Source organism: Bradyrhizobium sp. BWC-3-1, from assembly GCF_032917965.1.
GTDB lineage: Bacteria > Pseudomonadota > Alphaproteobacteria > Rhizobiales > Xanthobacteraceae > Bradyrhizobium > Bradyrhizobium canariense_D.
Genome location: NZ_CP136625.1, coordinates 7,835,942 through 7,850,868 on the forward strand (window position 1 = coordinate 7,835,942; position 14,927 = coordinate 7,850,868).

The following is a 14,927-nucleotide window of genomic DNA, read 5'->3' on the forward strand; positions in this document are numbered from 1 at the left end:
GTGAAACCATTCGCTAGTGAAAGGATATCGCACCACTCACCGTCGCAGTGCCTTATTGAACGCTACTGTGGACACCATACTGCCAAGTGCTTCTTGCGCGAAGCGGATAGATAGCGGCCCTGCCACGCGGGATCGTCCGACAAGTGCGACCACGGTACCTTGCCCTGATCGAACTGCCGCTTGACGTAGGCACGCCAGGAATAGTGCTCATAGGTGGCAAGACAGGCGACACTGTACGCCTCCGCCAGAGATCGATTGCCGTGCACCACGACAAAATTGTCGTCGTTCTGCTCGCTGGCGGACCCGGAAAAGTTGTGGGATCCGGTGACCACCTTGCAGTCGTCTGAAAAGGGGTCGATCACGATCATCTTTGAGTGCGTGATCGCATGGCCGATGCCCGGGTTCTGGTTGGGAAACAGAAACTGGCTGCGCGTCACTTCCCCAATCCAGTCCGAAAAGGACTTCACGACGCCTTCGGGCTGCACCAGAGCCGTCTCAAACTCATGGGACTCGGTATCGAGACCTCTCAGCGAGAATTTTTCGCGGTTATCCGACGTGACGGTGCTGATGACACCCCTGACGTAGATCTCTGAGGCCCTTGCGACAATATCAGCGAGTGGATCGGGACCGGGCTGGAACATCACATAGAGGATCATGTCCTTGGCGCCCGTCACGAGCTCGATGAGCGCCTCGATGTCGATACCTTTCCGGACATTCTTCTTCGACTTGCTTCGGACCCGGGTGAACCAGACGTCTGTCCCGTTCGCCGGACGCGGCGATTTGGCGTTGTCGCCCACGAGATCCGGCGTGAAGTCGCTGCCAGCATCTCTCAGGCGGCCCCACTGCTCGAAATACAATCCGGCGATCTTTGGGTCGACAAACAGAATTCCATTATTGGCCTGCGTGCAGAGGCCGGTCGGCGCCCAATTCGTGCTTCCGGTCCACACCTTCGTTGCGACGTCGCCTTTGGTGGACACAACGACGGCGAACTTGTTGTGACCCAGGCCCTTTGAGCCGAGGATCCTGTCGTGGACGTCAACGCCGGCCGCCTTCAGCTCCTCGCGGACATCCGCGTTGCCGTCGCCCCCCTTGTCGGAGCCATTCGATAGCACCAGGTGCGCGCGCCGCTTCAAAAGCTTCAGCCGCGCGATCAGTTCCTCATCTGAGAGCTCGTAAATCGCCAGATAAAGCTCCAGCCTGGGATCCCCGATGACTTCATCGAGCAAGCGCAGGAGCGCCAAGCGAAGTTCACCCGAGAGAAATCGCCTCAAAGGCTCTTCGAGGTCGGCTATGTGATCCTTGATGTCGCGCGGCTTCCAGTTCTTCTCACGCGCGATGCGTGCGACGAATTGAGACATGACGAAGCCGCGATTGAAATACGCCTCTATGCCGTTGCCGGCTTGGCCATTCACGTGGATGGCTTCGGTCCAGCCGGAATCCGCCAAGGACAGCAGCGTGTTTTCTCCGACAATGCCCTCCCCGGACGATCCTACCGCATTGATGCGATAGCGGACCGTCTGGCCGTTGTTGGCGCCGTGATCCGTCCATTCGTATCTTTGGAAAGGCCATACATTCGACGGCCTTGAGCTATTTGCGTCATCAGCGCCATCGGCGGGCGGCTGATCGGTAAAGCCCACGCGATTGCGCAGGATCTCCGTGGGCGACCAATTCCCACCCACCTGGCGCTGGCGCTCAATCATGAAGCCCAGGCATCCGGGGATCGGTACGTCCGAAGCAGCACCGCTGGAGACGCGCCAAAAGAGCTGGACATCGTCGCAATCATGATAGGCAGTTGCTCGTATCTGAGTTCCATTGACCGTATTCGAAACCGCACCCGGCATGGCGATGCCTCCTCCCCTCGATGGGCATGTGACCCTTTGTCAGGCTCGGCTCAAGAAGCTGGTCGACACCTTCATCGGCTCGTCGGCCAGCGCAAACATCAAGTTCTGCAGCGCTATGCCAGAATGAAGCCGCAGCACATCGCCTATCTCCTTCGCGTCTACAGTGAATCTGACCTTGAGCAGACAGGCCGCGCCATCTTTCTTGCGAGCTCTCGCCAAGGTGAACAGGTTGCGGACGGTGTCGTCGACCTTGACGCCCTTCTTTGACGGAATGGGATCACCATTCGCATCGTATTCGGCATCGCGTTGCCAGTAGCGGTTCTCGTCGAAGAAAATCATTGGCGTGAACGATTTTGCGTCAGGGACGTAGCAGTTTCGCTCGGCGTCTTCGAAGATTTCGCGCATCGTGCCGCCGCTACCCCGGGCGTAGACGATGCCGGCGCGCGAGTTGGTGATGAGTGTCTCCTCGCGAATGCTATTGAGGAAGAACTTGGCGTAATGCGTCGCAAAGGGCGTGGTCGGCTCCTGACCATAGAGCCAGGTGGGCACACCGAGGCTGAGGCTCGGCTTGGCCGGTGCACGCGTCCTGGCGTCCAGAGCGGCGTTGATCCAGCGCCTCGCGTCGTCGAATTGGGTCTCGTGGCCCGGCGCGACCCCTCCGTCGCTGGTCACGAGCTGATCCAGCACAGGAAGCAGGGGCTCCTTCCCGAGGATGAACAGCGCCGCCGAGAAGGCCGCATCGTCGGCGCCCGCGAAAGTTGCGCCGACGTGAGCGGCCTCCATCGCACCGGGGCCGCCGCCCGTAACGATCATAAAGCCCTGTTCGGTCAGTTGACGCGCCAGCCTTGCTAGCGTCGCATAGGCAGGTTCCGCCCTCGACAGCTCGTGCCCACCCATAATGCCGACGAGCTTTGGCGTCTCCTGCGTCAGGAAGCGTCTGAGCGCGTCAGAAATGTTGGCATCGTGGTCGGCCTGCTTCCTCCGCACGTCCAGAGTCGCCGGGTTGTCAGCGCCGTCAGCGACATATTGCCGGAAGACCCGGAAATCCCACGCCTCCGCCAGTCCCATCTTCGAAGTCGGATCGTAGCCGCGCAGAAGATCTTCGGAAGAATACAAATCGGTGGGCAATTCGTAATCCAAGGGATGCTCCTAAAAAACTCAGTTCAGATCGAAGGGACGGGGAATCCGCCCAGCGGACGCCGGCCGGCCAACCACGGCAAACATTCTCGGTGCAAGTCAAATGCCTTAAACTACAGGTAGAGTGTGACATTCACTTCTCAGGTAGGCAAGGCCAAATTCCTTTCGTTCCGCCACGGCCATCCGGAGGGATCTCAGCCACCGCTCGTTTGCTCGCTGAAATCGTCAAGCCCATGCCGGCACTGAGCTCCCTGCAATTGGAAGTGCGGACAACGGCGAGGCTGACGAGGGTCGTGTCCCCGGTGGTGGTGTAGCTCGGTAGAGCAAAGCCGCCCGGACGCGCGCCTTCAAATAGCGCCGTAGCGGGCGGGCGGCTTTGCGGTGGTCACCGGCAGTTCTCCGGTAGGATCGGGTTGCGACACGCCAACGCAACCGAGGAACCACCGATGACCGAAGACATGATGAACCTGCGCACGCTGGTAGAGAAGACCCCCGACGCCGATCTGCTGCGCGAGATGATCGGCTTTGCCGCCCAGCGCCTGATGGAGCTGGAAGTGGAAGGCCAGACCGGGGCGGCCTACGGCGAGAAGAGCCCCGAACGCCTGGCCCAGCGCAACGGCTACCGCGACCGGATCTGGGAGACCCGCGCCGGCGCGGTTGAGCTGCGCATCCCCAAGCTGCGCAAGGGCTCCTACTTCCCGGGCTTCCTGGAGCCGCGACGCATGGCCGAGAAGGCGCTCACCGCCGTGGTTCAGGAAGCCTATGTGCAGGGCGTCTCGACCCGCTCGGTGGACGACCTCGTCCAGGCCATGGGCATGACCGGCATCTCCAAGAGCCAGGTCAGCCGGCTGTGCGGCGAGATCGATGACAAGGTGAAGGCCTTCCTCGCCCGTCCGATCGAGGGCGACTGGCCGTATCTGTGGATCGACGCCACCTACGTGAAGGTGCGCCAGAATGGCCGCATCGTCTCAGTCGCGGTGATTGTCGCGGTCGGCGTCAACAGCGACGGCCGACGCGAGGTTCTCGGCATGGACATCGGCCCTTCCGAGGCCGAGACATTCTGGACGGCTTTCCTGCGCAAGCTTGCCCGCCGCGGCCTGCGCGGCGTCAAGCTGGTCGTGTCCGACGCCCATGAGGGCATCAAGGCCACCGTAGCCAAGGTGCTCAACGCCAGCTGGCAGCGCTGCCGCGTCCACTTCATGCGCAACGCGCTGGCGCATGCCGGCAAGAGCGGGCGGCGCGTCGTGTCCGCCTTCATCGCCACCGCCTTTGCCCAAGACGACGTCGAGGCCGCGCGAACCCAGTGGCGCAAGGTCGCCGACCAGCTCCGCCCCAAGCTGCCCAAACTTGCCGGCTTCCTCGACGAGGCCGAGACCGATGTGCTCGCCTACATGACCTTTCCGCCACAGCATCGGACCAAGCTGCACTCGACCAACCCGATCGAGCGTCTCAACGGTGAGATCAAACGGCGGACCGAGGTGGTCGGCATCTTCCCCAACGAGGACGCCATCACTCGCCTCATCGGCGCGATCCTGCTCGAACAGAATGATGAATGGGCCGTCCAGCGTGCCCGCTACATGACACTGGAAACCATCGCGCCGTTGAGCGATGATCCGAGCGTCAGCATCACGGCTATCGCCAGCTGACCAGCCCGGCTCCAGCCGGTGAACGCGGTGACCCGCCGCCAGCTACACCACGCCACGGGACACGATCCTGACGAGAAGCAAACAAAGCTAAGTCGTTGGGTTGTTCGCACCATCCCACTCAAAAGCCAATTGAAGGAGACGCCCCTCGATGAGCTCCTCGCCGAATCCATCGAGCAGGGCAAGAATGAACCCAATCGATGACATCCTCGATATGTTCGAGACTCTGCATGAGCGGCTGGTGCGGGCGGAGGGCATGGTCGCTGACGAGATCCGGCGGCGTACGCGATGACTCCTCATGCCGCAGTCAGCGCGGTTCAGTGCCGTAAAGCCAGCTTGTACCAACGCGAGCACCGCGACCGCGCGCGGCCGACACCCGGACCGGTCGATGAAAATATAGAAAATCGACGACCGGGCCGCGATCCGACTACTCTTAAGCTTCGCCCGAGCCGGAAAACAGCACCGTCGGTGGCGCCGCGCGCGGCGGCGGGAGAGTCCGACCGCCCGGGGCTCCCGGTCTGCTCCTGAGATCGTATCGCTGGGCCAGGTCGAGTAGCCGCCGCTTGGTGAATGGGTCCGCGTTTTCCGCCAGATCGCGCGCCCGCTGTGCGAAGCCCCTATAAAATTCTTCCACGACGCCACCCCGCAACATCACTGAAAATCGGATTTCAACGTGAGACGCGCTCCGCGTCAAGCGGCCTGGTACATAAGAACAATTTTCGGCGATTGACTTGGGCTCGCGGCAGGAGGGGAACTAAGCTGCTCCCAGCAGGCAAAAAACATGACTCGGCTCTACCTCAGCCGGAAGCTGTGCCCGAAGTGCGGTAAGCCGATGACGGCCGTACCCGACGACGTCGCGCCCGGCCGGCCGCGCTACGTCTGCGTGGTCTGCGAGGACGATCCGCTGCGATCCCGCCGCCCGGAAGCGGGCGGAAGCCGCAGGGCTCTTCCTCGGAGGTCGCGCAAAATGTGCGTGATCCATCAGATCGAGTATGCTGTCGCGCAGAAGCCCGCTGATTAATCCTCATTGTCTAGCAAGGAAGTAGCCTACGACTTGCTGCTCCTCAGACTTTGCGTCCGGAGCGACGGTTCACGAGCCGTCTTCAGCGACTACGCGATCGGCTCCAGCTCAGAAAGGCACTTTTCCAGATTGGCCTTTGCTTGAGAGAGATAGGTCCTCATGGAAGAAAGCTGACCGACATCCGGCTTGGCTCGTCCAGAACTGGCAGCGCCCAAATGCTGACAAACCTTGACCAGGTCGCTTGTCATGTCTTCCAGAACAAACGTCAGGTTCTCAAGCGTCATCAATTGATAGAATAGTGGGCTTGAAATTGCTGCATCTTCCGCAAGCGGTCCATTTAGCCTCACGTCTACCAAAGGGACAAGCACATCGGGCGCGTCCTGACTTACTTTGCCCATGCAAGTGAGCAATGTGGTGTAGGTAGAGGGAACATAGATGACACGATCGACTACCGATTGGCTATAGAGAACGAGCGTTTCCTCGGTGAGGCCTTCGGTCGGCGTTAGATCAGACTGATCCTCAGTCGACATGATTTTCGCTTTCCTCGTTGTAGGCGTGCATTATAAAGTGCGACACTTTTGGCTGCACCGGCTCGACGAGCACGTGCGTTCTTTGCGCTTCCGACTTCTTTTCGTTTGCCGTTACCACCTGGGCACCTCGATAGGAGCGCTTTCCTACTACCTTCACATGATGCGCTTGCGCCGGCACGGGCGCGGGTGGCGCCATCGTCGGCGGCTCATGATTTGCCAGCATTTGCAGCACGTCAAACATGTTTAGTCGGGGAGGTCTATTGAACGGCAAGCCTCCGATCTGCACCAGGTGATCATAATCTGACTTCAATACCGGATCATGAACTGCCTTTCTGAGAATGTTGAGATAGAGTTCTCCGGCGTCCGCAGCGATCTGGGCCGGTGCATGCGGGAGAAGAGGCTGCACATGACGGCCGAACAGCGCCGGACGAGCCGGCTGCACGGCGCGCGGGGGTTGCACTGCGCGAGCCGGTTGCGCAGCGTTAATGGGTCGTGCAGGACGCGCGGCAGAAGCTTCCTTTTTTGAAAGCGCAATCGCGCCATCTCGTGTCATGCAAAAATGAGCTTCTTTCCCATAAGTCGTTCGCTCCACAAGACGGGCATTCGCCATCATGTGCAGTATCCGGCTCAGATTGGCCGGTTTGAGTCCGAGTTTTCGAGCGATCGCGGCCTTTTCCAGAGGCTTCCCGTCAGCGGAGCGAAGAAGCCTTAGTATCGCTAGGACGTGTTGCCGACTGAGAATTTCACTGACGTTCGCGACTTTGGATGTCGCAATCGACATCTCCAATAGATCGTAGAACGCACGCAAACGCTCCGCATAGGCCGCGTTCTTCGTCAAGAGGGCGGCGCTCGAACGGCGAAAGATATCAAACCACTGACGCAACTCGTCGTCGCGGCGCCTTCCGTCAAGCGCCTTCCAGAGCCAAGCGCCAAGCGCAGAATACAGGCATGCGTAACTTGCCTCGGACCCCTCCTTCAGGAGCGCAGACACGGCAAGCCTAGCTTCCGAAGCCGAAGCGTCGCCTAATTCGATTCTTTCGAGCGCGGCATCCATGACCATGTCCATACATCATAACGGTTAATAACGCTTTAGTACGCTTTACCGTGATTTTGCCTCTTGAATCTAGGTGGCCTGAGGCCAGCGATAAGAGTTCCAAACGGTTTTTTGTCCCAGTTGCTCAATGGGAACCTTATTGGGGCGCTTGGGCATAGGTAATATAGCACCTATGCGCCCGTCTTTGAACTCGGTGTCCGTAATGTGTTGAACGACGAAGGTTCGGGTGCCGAACTTCACTCCCATTTGGGCCGCAGTCGTCTGATGTCCCTCCATGGTTTGATCGTTTCCCATCGAGGGAATGAGCATCAGGTCGATATCCATTTTGGTGAACGGGTTCGTCTCGGCATCTGCGTCGCAGAAGTCCAAACAGATCGCGAAGCCGATAATTGCGGCCTCCGTTGCGAGAACGCACAACTTGGTACCCGGCGTGATGTCTTCCTTGCCCCAGCCCCCACCCGAGAAGGGAGCAATCTTATCGTAAACCAGCCGCTCGATCCCGTAGCCGTCGAAAACGAGCGCGCGATTGACGACCCCCTCTTTCGTAGCTTCGTGCCAGGTCCCCGCAACTACGACTTCGGGTGGCAACCGATCATCAGCCACGTCACGATCTTGAAGAAGAGCCTTAATCCGACCGCGTAGCTTTGGAGGTACAGCCAGTTCAGGCCAGACCACGGCAACGCACTCTTCGTCCAAACACTTCGTGATCTGCTCTTCGACGACCGCATCCGCATAGGGAGAATTCGCGCCCTTTACGACAAAGCGTTTCTCTCCGAGATGTTCGGAGACGTCTGTATCGAGCTTCAACTCCTCGAAAAGGCACGCGCCCATCTTCCAGTTGCTTTTATCCGCCGCAGAACAATGTAGGGTTCGGCCATTGAAAACCTCAACGGCGTACCCATCGATCTCCTTGGGAATGATGCGATGAAAGACCAAGCCACGCCGCTGATATGGTTGCGTTTGCGATAGCGACCTCGCCGTGCTTACGCTGTCTCGCGGGATGACGTAACAGTTATCCACGATCCATTGCGACGGCTCCTTCGGCCATTGAGAGCGGTACTGGCCCAGTGTCCAATCGACCGCTCGGATCAAACCACCGATCGTCTCCGCGATCTCTTCCAGCCCGTCGGGCAGCGTCCAAGCGATCGATCCCGTCGCGAGGGCATCCGTGAATTTCCTCTCCCGGCCCGCGATCCTTCCGTCAGCCATGGCACGATAAGCCTTGAGGACGGGCCCCGTCGAACTCAGAAACAGTCCATTCAGTTGGACAAGAACGCGCCGAAGGTTCTCGGCGCTGAAATCGTTAACGGTGGCATGCGTTGTCGCAAGCGCGCGTGCACGCTCCTTCCATGCACCGAATTCAACACTATCCTTGGAGTCTTGGCTAAGCGCCACCGTGCGTGACCTGAATCAAACGACAAATATACGATACGACTGTTAGTGGCTTCACTCTCAAATCGCAACCGCTAACGATCGTAATTCGAGCCGGTCAAAGCTTTGAACGCGGCAAGACGACACGGCGACCGCGCATTGAATCACCGTCGGCGGAAATGAGCTGCTGAGCACCAGTGGCGCGAGCTGAGTGCTCGCGGCGAACCGACGCGATTCGCCGCCCCCAGGTCCGTTTGCGCCGTCTAGGCGAGGCAGATAACAAGCCGACCTTAAGGTCTTCCCTAGGTTTCGCATGCGCCAACTCGACGAGGAGCGCTGCTCGATCAACCTTATCGAACGGATCATATGTCCCGTGTATCCAAGCCAGCCCGGGCGGGGGTCCCCGCCCCCCCGCAATTCAGCTGAAAGGTATAAGCTGCTGCGCAAAAAAACCGCAGCCGTGGAGATTTGTGCCCATCATGCCAGCACCGCTACGCCGACGCAGTCACAACACGCGCAGCTCAGGTGCTCATCCATTCTGGCCGCCCCGTCGTGCTGACATCTCCAAACAGGTATGCTATCTAGGATTGATATAATCTAAAGTTATAGCGAGCATACTGTCGCCGACAGCCTGGGTCGGCCGCCTTGTACAGAAAAGGGTTGTGATCATGCCCCTTGAGACAAAGCCTGCCGAGATCATCGGCACCCATATCGTGCAGGATCAGCTCATCTGGTACCCACGCGTAGGGCACGACAACAATACACGATGCGTTATATTCGTCCATGGCGTGACCGGCGATATCGTCAAGACGTGGCAAAGCAAGGAGCTCAAGGCCGGCTTTGTCGAGCTCATCCTCGCCGATGTCGCGCTACAGGACTACGACGTCTATGCCTTCGGATACTACACCAAAAAATACCGCGGGCCGCCGATCGACCACGCCGCCAAGGACCTCGCCAGCGCGGTGTCGAGCCTGCCAAGGCACTACGACAGCATCGTCTTCATTGCGCACAGCATGGGTGGTCTGGTGTGCATGCAATATATCATTGACAGGCTGCAGCGCCCGGACGGGCCTCCTCCGATCAGCGGGCTCCTGTTATACGGAACGCCGACCACAGGCAGCGATCTCCTCAAGGTCGCAAGGCTGGTTGGTTATGGAGTCGGCATGAAGATTCCGGTCATCAGTCATGCCATTGACCTGTTCCGGAAAAGCCAGCAACAGTTCGTGGACCTTGAGACCGGGAGCGAGTTTCTCACGCGCCTTTTCGATCAGTGGGCGCTGCGGGTCGTCAATGGCGGTCACGAAGAGGCCGGCGACCAGCGCATGTGGCTTGCCGTTCGCGTCGTGACCGGCAACAACGATATCGCGGTGAGCGAGGCCTCGGGCAAGGGGGTCTATGGTGCGATCGATTGGAAGCCCCTGCAATTCGATCACATCCAACTGGTCAAGCCTGCGGCCGCCAACGATAGGCGATACTTGGAGGCCAAGAGCTTTCTGCAGATCGCGCGCCGAACGGACCCCGACGTGCTGGATCGTGTCTGGAGGGCAAGCCAGGACACCTGGGCCAGTCGATTTGGCCGCGTCAGTAAGGATCTCGTGTTCTTCACGGAGATCGATTTGCGCAAGAGCACGCGGAGGAGCGGTGCGCTGGCAGCCTACGGAACGTGTACCACGATCTGCGAATACCGCTTCATCCTCGGCAGCGACTTCATCGACTTCGGCATCTCGTTTGCCGCCTCCGCCGAGCTCTGGGCCCGCCAGCCGGCGCCGGTCTACATTCACCAGGTCGGACTGGATCTGCTGCCGCAAGCCGAGCAGACTGCGCTCCGGCAATCCATCGACTCCACCCTCAGGAATGAGGACGATGAGGCGGTCTGGTCGACGTTCTTTCCCCGGCTTTCAATCAGCATCGATAACGTCGTGCTGCAAGGAGACGAGTTCAATTGGCCGACGACCACCAGGACATCAGCCCCCTGGCTGCTGCGGAGATTCCGTCTTCCCGCAGGGCTCGCGGCCAAGATCGGCACTATGGTGACGCTGAGAATGCGATACGATTCCGTCGTGCCGTCGTCACTCCCCCACTTTACCTTCTCGGCTCCCTGGATTGTGCACAAGGCTAAAGTCGACGTGGTGGTGAAAGGAGACTTCGAGTATTTCGTGCTGGGTCACAGGCTCGTTCCGGACGGCAAGGTCGAGCGACGGCTGGAGCAGGTGCTCGAGGGCCGCAAGGCGCATTTCTCCCATGAGGAGATCATGCTGCCCGGTTCCGGGATGGACGTCCGCTGGCGGCTGAGGGATCACAATCAAGCAACGCTCTCGTCGCCGGAACATGCAGGAGAAGCCTCATGAACGGATATGGCACCGTCGAGGCGATCTACCGTCAGCTGGGTATTGGGGTCATCAAGAAGGAAAATGGGGAGCGGATCATTTTCACAGCCGGCTCCGTCAAAGGCGGCGATCAGGGCTTCCAGGATATCGAGGAAGGCGAGGACGTGTACTATCGCGTGTTCAATGACAAGATCGACTCGATCGGCATCGCTCGCGACGTCTGGAAGAAGCACGATGGCGGCAAATAGCGGTTCTGGCGCGAAAGCTGTCCGTGAGGCGACATGAACGGTTACGGCAACAACCTCGTTATCTGCTGTGACGGCACCGGCAACGAGATCTCCGAGAACATTTCCAACGTCCTCAAGGTCTATCGCTGCCTGCGCAAGACGGACAACACCCACCCGACGCAGAAGGTGTTCTACGATCCCGGCGTCGGCACCGTGACGGAGCCGTCGACGTGGAATCGCTGGAAGGCCGACGTCAATTTGGTGCTGGGGCTCGCCACCGGCTTCGGGCTCGATGAGAATGTGCTCTCCGCCTACCGCTTCCTGGTCGAGCATTACAAACCGGGCGACAAAATATATCTGTTCGGCTTCTCGCGCGGCGCCTACTCCGTGCGGGTGCTGGCGGGGCTGATCCACAAGATCGGGCTGATCTCGCCGGAGCAGGTCAACCTCGCCGGCTCCGGCCTCGTCGCCTACAAGCAATATTCCGGCACCGGGCGCGGCAACGACATCGAAGACCTCAAGGATATCGCCATCGACGCCGACGGGCCGCTGCCGAAGGACCAGTTCGATCTCGCCGCGCAATTCGCGCGCATCACCTCGACGCGCTGGCCGACCATCCATTTCATCGGCGTCTGGGACACGGTGGCGAGCCTGATCGTGCCGCGGCGTGACAATCTCTTCTATCTGTTCAGCCTGGAGGAGCTCGCCTTCACGCTGCGCAATCCCAGCGTCAACATCTTCCGGCAGGCGATCGCGATCGACGAGCGGCGCTGCATGTTCCGCCTGAAAGCGTATGAGGAGCCGCAGGAGTTCTGGAGCCACCGCTACGTGCCCGACGAAAAAAAGGTGCCGCAGGACATTCTCCAGGTGTGGTTCGCCGGCGTGCATTGCGACGTCGGGGGCGGCTATCCGGAGGCCGAGAGCGGGGACTCGAAATATCCGCTGCTCTGGATGATCGAGGAGGCGACCAAGGCCGGCCTCAATTTCAACCCGCGCACGGTGAATCAGCTCGCCTGGGGCATCCAGCGCAAGAACAGCCCGTTCAGTTACGTCGCGCCTGCCTTCACCGGCAAGGCGGGCGAGCTGCACGATTCGATGAGTGCGGCCTGGCGCGTGCTGGAATTTCTGCCGAAGAGCGCGAGCTACAAGGAATGGCCGGACCGGAAGGTGGTGCTCGGCTTCTACATCCCCGATTGCGAACCCCGATTCATTCCCGAAGGCGCGCATGTGCACGAGAGCGTGCTGAAGCGGATGGCGGTGGAGCCGAAATATCGCCCGGTGAATCTGCCGAAGGATTATGTGACAATGCCGATGCCGGTGGGGCCGCTCACGGAGGTCAAGGTGGAAGCGGGGTGAGGTGCGCGTGGGCTCGCGATGAGTGAGGGAGCAACCTGCTCGCTTTAACCCGCGCCGCAGACGTATGATTCGGCGCGTTCAGTCGAAAGTGGCCGATGCGGTGGCAGGCACCACGAGCCCGACTTCGCGCCGGCCAATGCGCGCGCGGCCCACACCGGGCAATCAGATCGTGCCGCACACCGTTCCGTAATATTGCTCAACCAATCGAGCGTCGTTTCCTCGTCAACGAAGACCTCACCGAGGAACACGCCGATTTCTTATGCTCGCTCGTTGTTCGACGCAAATTCAATCGATGATCTTCATGTCGATTTGTTCTGGTCGGACATCGTCACCATTCCCGGCATCGGATCGTGTGACAAGGGACCAGATCGAGGCGCCGCCTTTGCGCGCTGATCTGATAGGACCGCCGCTCGAAGTCGGCGGGCCTAATGGGGCCGAGCGCGTCACCTTGCTCAATATGCTTGTCGGTCCTAGCGAACACGTCCTTGGTGACGGATAGACGCTCGGATATATTGAGTTGCCGGTAGACCATCAACATTCAAACATGCAAGGATTTGCGCTTCCCCAGCTGACCATGCTCCATCCGGCGGGGCTCTGAATCGATGTTGCGAGAAAAATTGGGTTCCTATTCGCCTGTGACGTAAAGACGTTGCACTTGCGCAACAGCTCTTCATGTTCCGCCTCGGAACAGTTGCTTTTGGACTCACCCCCCGAACCAAGTTCTGGAATCATCACTGGTAACCGGGCTGGAAGTGCTCATTCCGTAAACAATCAATTTTCCCGGACAGGCCGCAGGATCCACTCAGATCCTGGGGCCTTTTTCATGTCAGCGGCACCTGGACGTTCTGAGAAAAAGGTACACCATAGCTATGGAAAACGACGAAACAAAAAGGCTGCCCCAGGGACGGAGGAGTCCTGACGCATCCGCCTGCCGGACCCCGCTGGCGGGGATTGTGTCAAACATCGCGATCGGCCCCAGCCGTGGCGCGCGTCAGAAGCATTGAATCAAGCTGAAGCACCCGCGATAGCGGACCCTAATCGTTGTCTCGGCGCTTTGTGAACTGCTTCACACCTCCGTCACCGTTGGCCTGCTAGGCTCACTCTGCCGGGGATTTCAGGGGCCCGGCTGAAATAAACGCCGCTAGGACGCCGTATTTCGAGCCGGGCGGCGTAAGTTTGTGACCAGATCGTTTGCGGCGAGGCCACTGATCCGGTGAGGCATGGGGCAGCATTGAGCCTTCGAAGCGCATGAAAGAGGCCAGTGTGAGATGCCGATGATGGAAGCAGAGCAATCGGCTCGAACACAAGCTTGTCACAACAACATCCAACGATACCGCCGTTTGTTGCGAACCCGCCTGACCGAATTTGAGCGCAAGTTTATCGAAAAGCGCTTGAGCGAAGAGCGATCAGAGCTGGAGAGATTAGCCAACGCTCTTCGAAACAAACTTCAATCAGATCGCCCGGCTGCCCTGGATAATCGGTAGCGGCTGGGCGCAAATCAGCTCAGGCGTGTTTGTGCAATCCACAGAACGCGATCAGCAAAAGGTCCCTGACGTCAGCAATATGAGAATGGCTTCCAGCATGAGGAATAAAGCTCCTCAGGCGTGCTATGACGAACGCAACGTTTGATGGCGTAGCCTTTTTTTGCGTGGTGCCCTGATGAATTGGTGAGTTTTGCTGTCTCTTTTCCAGAGCGCAGTAGTCTCACTTTTTGCTGGCTTTTCCTAAACGGGAGCTGCAGACTTCCTCGCATTAGAAATTCAATTATTACGAGGAAGTGGTGATGGCGAAGCCCGCTGTTACTCGCGACGCATTCCGTGGGCTGTTTGCCTTTTACGCGGCCAAGGCTCACCACGACAAAGAGCCCGACGGGGAACGATCTCTGTTGAAGCTGTTCGGCTCGAGCCAAGACATTCCCGACGATTTGCTTGAGCTTTGGTCGGATCGCACTGAGGTGCTCGGGCCGGAGATCGTGGGCGACATAATCGGCCCCTGCACCCGGCAGCTCACCAACGGCAGGGCACACTATGACCATGCCAGCGACTTTCTCCATGCGCTCCTTAGTGAGATGGACCGTCACAAGCACTGACAAGCCGTAGCTCTTGATCTCCGAGTCCACGAAGCCAATCAGCTTCCTATCGGTGGATGTTGCGGTCATTAGGCCGCCTCCTTGCGTTCGTACCGGCGCCAAAGAGTGCTCAGCGGGAACAGCATGAGGATGAAAACGGCGCCATGACGATGCTGAAGAGCAGAACGTCGAATCGGCCGAGGGCCCCTTAGCCGGCCGGGCGGGCCAGCTGAAGCGAATCCCGCAAGGTCGAGCCGTCATACTCCGTGCGGAATAAACCGCGACGCTGCAGCTCGGGCACCAACTCGTCGACCAGCACCTATATGGCACCTGCAACATGAAGCCGTCGCAA

12 protein-coding genes are annotated in these 14,927 nt (G+C 59.3%); 6 read left to right on the plus strand and 6 right to left on the minus strand.

Annotated features, from left to right (window positions below; genetic code table 11):
* Positions 1 to 62: 62 nt before the first annotated feature.
* Together RX329_RS37585 and RX329_RS37590 are read right to left on the minus strand one after the other, a co-directional pair.
* Complete coding sequence (locus tag RX329_RS37585; RefSeq protein WP_317245315.1) at positions 63 to 1,841, minus strand: phospholipase D-like domain-containing protein; 1,779 nt, start codon at positions 1,839 to 1,841, stop codon at positions 63 to 65.
* Positions 1,842 to 1,880: 39 nt separating this feature from the next.
* Positions 1,881 to 2,981, minus strand: a complete 1,101-nt coding sequence (locus RX329_RS37590) for a hypothetical protein (RefSeq protein ID WP_317245316.1) — start codon at positions 2,979 to 2,981, stop codon at positions 1,881 to 1,883.
* Between the two features lie 443 nt (positions 2,982 to 3,424).
* Here RX329_RS37590 and RX329_RS37595 point away from each other — a divergent pair, with 443 nt between their 5' ends.
* On the plus strand, positions 3,425 to 4,624 hold the full coding sequence (locus tag RX329_RS37595) for an IS256 family transposase (protein WP_085348740.1): 1,200 nt from the start codon (positions 3,425 to 3,427) through the stop codon (positions 4,622 to 4,624).
* Positions 4,625 to 5,054: 430 nt separating this feature from the next.
* Here RX329_RS37595 and RX329_RS37600 read toward each other — a convergent pair whose 3' ends face one another.
* The 4 genes from RX329_RS37600 to RX329_RS37615 all read right to left on the minus strand — a co-directional run bounded on the left by RX329_RS37600 (position 5,055) and on the right by RX329_RS37615 (position 8,621).
* Entirely contained in the window at positions 5,055 to 5,255 is a 201-nt protein-coding gene (locus RX329_RS37600) for a hypothetical protein (RefSeq protein ID WP_317245317.1), read from the minus strand.
* A gap of 476 nt (positions 5,256 to 5,731) precedes the next feature.
* Entirely contained in the window at positions 5,732 to 6,172 is a 441-nt protein-coding gene (locus RX329_RS37605) for a hypothetical protein (protein ID WP_317245318.1), read from the minus strand.
* The gene (locus RX329_RS37610) at positions 6,162 to 7,226 is read right to left on the minus strand and encodes a helix-turn-helix transcriptional regulator (protein ID WP_317245319.1); all 1,065 of its coding nucleotides are present in this window, start codon (positions 7,224 to 7,226) and stop codon (positions 6,162 to 6,164) included. The genes RX329_RS37605 and RX329_RS37610 overlap by 11 nt, the downstream gene beginning before the upstream one ends.
* A gap of 69 nt (positions 7,227 to 7,295) precedes the next feature.
* Positions 7,296 to 8,621, minus strand: coding sequence for a hypothetical protein (locus tag RX329_RS37615; protein ID WP_317245320.1), 1,326 nt, complete (start codon positions 8,619 to 8,621; stop codon positions 7,296 to 7,298).
* A gap of 644 nt (positions 8,622 to 9,265) precedes the next feature.
* On the opposite strand from RX329_RS37615, the gene RX329_RS37620 reads away from it, so the two are divergent.
* The 5 genes from RX329_RS37620 to RX329_RS37640 all read left to right on the plus strand — a co-directional run bounded on the left by RX329_RS37620 (position 9,266) and on the right by RX329_RS37640 (position 14,596).
* Positions 9,266 to 10,945 (plus strand): esterase/lipase family protein, encoded by a 1,680-nt coding sequence (locus RX329_RS37620; RefSeq protein WP_317245321.1) that lies wholly within the window; start codon positions 9,266 to 9,268, stop codon positions 10,943 to 10,945.
* A complete protein-coding gene (locus RX329_RS37625) occupies positions 10,942 to 11,172 on the plus strand; it encodes a hypothetical protein (protein ID WP_317245322.1) in 231 nt (76 codons plus the stop codon). The genes RX329_RS37620 and RX329_RS37625 overlap by 4 nt, the downstream gene beginning before the upstream one ends.
* Before the next feature lie 33 nt (positions 11,173 to 11,205).
* Positions 11,206 to 12,507 carry a DUF2235 domain-containing protein gene (locus RX329_RS37630; RefSeq protein ID WP_317245323.1) on the plus strand — a complete coding sequence of 434 codons (1,302 nt, stop codon included), beginning with the start codon at positions 11,206 to 11,208 and terminating at the stop codon, positions 12,505 to 12,507.
* A 1,274-nt stretch (positions 12,508 to 13,781) separates the two neighbouring features.
* On the plus strand, positions 13,782 to 13,991 hold the full coding sequence (locus RX329_RS37635) for a hypothetical protein (RefSeq protein ID WP_317245324.1): 210 nt from the start codon (positions 13,782 to 13,784) through the stop codon (positions 13,989 to 13,991).
* 299 nt (positions 13,992 to 14,290) lie between these two features.
* Positions 14,291 to 14,596, plus strand: coding sequence for a hypothetical protein (locus tag RX329_RS37640; protein WP_317245325.1), 306 nt, complete (start codon positions 14,291 to 14,293; stop codon positions 14,594 to 14,596).
* Positions 14,597 to 14,927 lie beyond the last annotated feature (331 nt).

Coding starts and splice junctions, on each gene's coding strand:
- RX329_RS37610 (WP_317245319.1), bottom strand. CDS start 7,226: ATGGATGCCGCGCTCGAAAGAATCGAATTAGGCGACGCTTCGGCTTCG.
- RX329_RS37625 (WP_317245322.1), top strand. CDS start 10,942: ATGAACGGATATGGCACCGTCGAGGCGATCTACCGTCAGCTGGGTATT.
- RX329_RS37630 (WP_317245323.1), top strand. CDS start 11,206: ATGAACGGTTACGGCAACAACCTCGTTATCTGCTGTGACGGCACCGGC.
- RX329_RS37620 (WP_317245321.1), top strand. CDS start 9,266: ATGCCCCTTGAGACAAAGCCTGCCGAGATCATCGGCACCCATATCGTG.
- RX329_RS37640 (WP_317245325.1), top strand. CDS start 14,291: ATGGCGAAGCCCGCTGTTACTCGCGACGCATTCCGTGGGCTGTTTGCC.
- RX329_RS37635 (WP_317245324.1), top strand. CDS start 13,782: ATGATGGAAGCAGAGCAATCGGCTCGAACACAAGCTTGTCACAACAAC.
- RX329_RS37595 (WP_085348740.1), top strand. CDS start 3,425: ATGACCGAAGACATGATGAACCTGCGCACGCTGGTAGAGAAGACCCCC.
- RX329_RS37585 (WP_317245315.1), bottom strand. CDS start 1,841: ATGCCGGGTGCGGTTTCGAATACGGTCAATGGAACTCAGATACGAGCA.
- RX329_RS37605 (WP_317245318.1), bottom strand. CDS start 6,172: ATGTCGACTGAGGATCAGTCTGATCTAACGCCGACCGAAGGCCTCACC.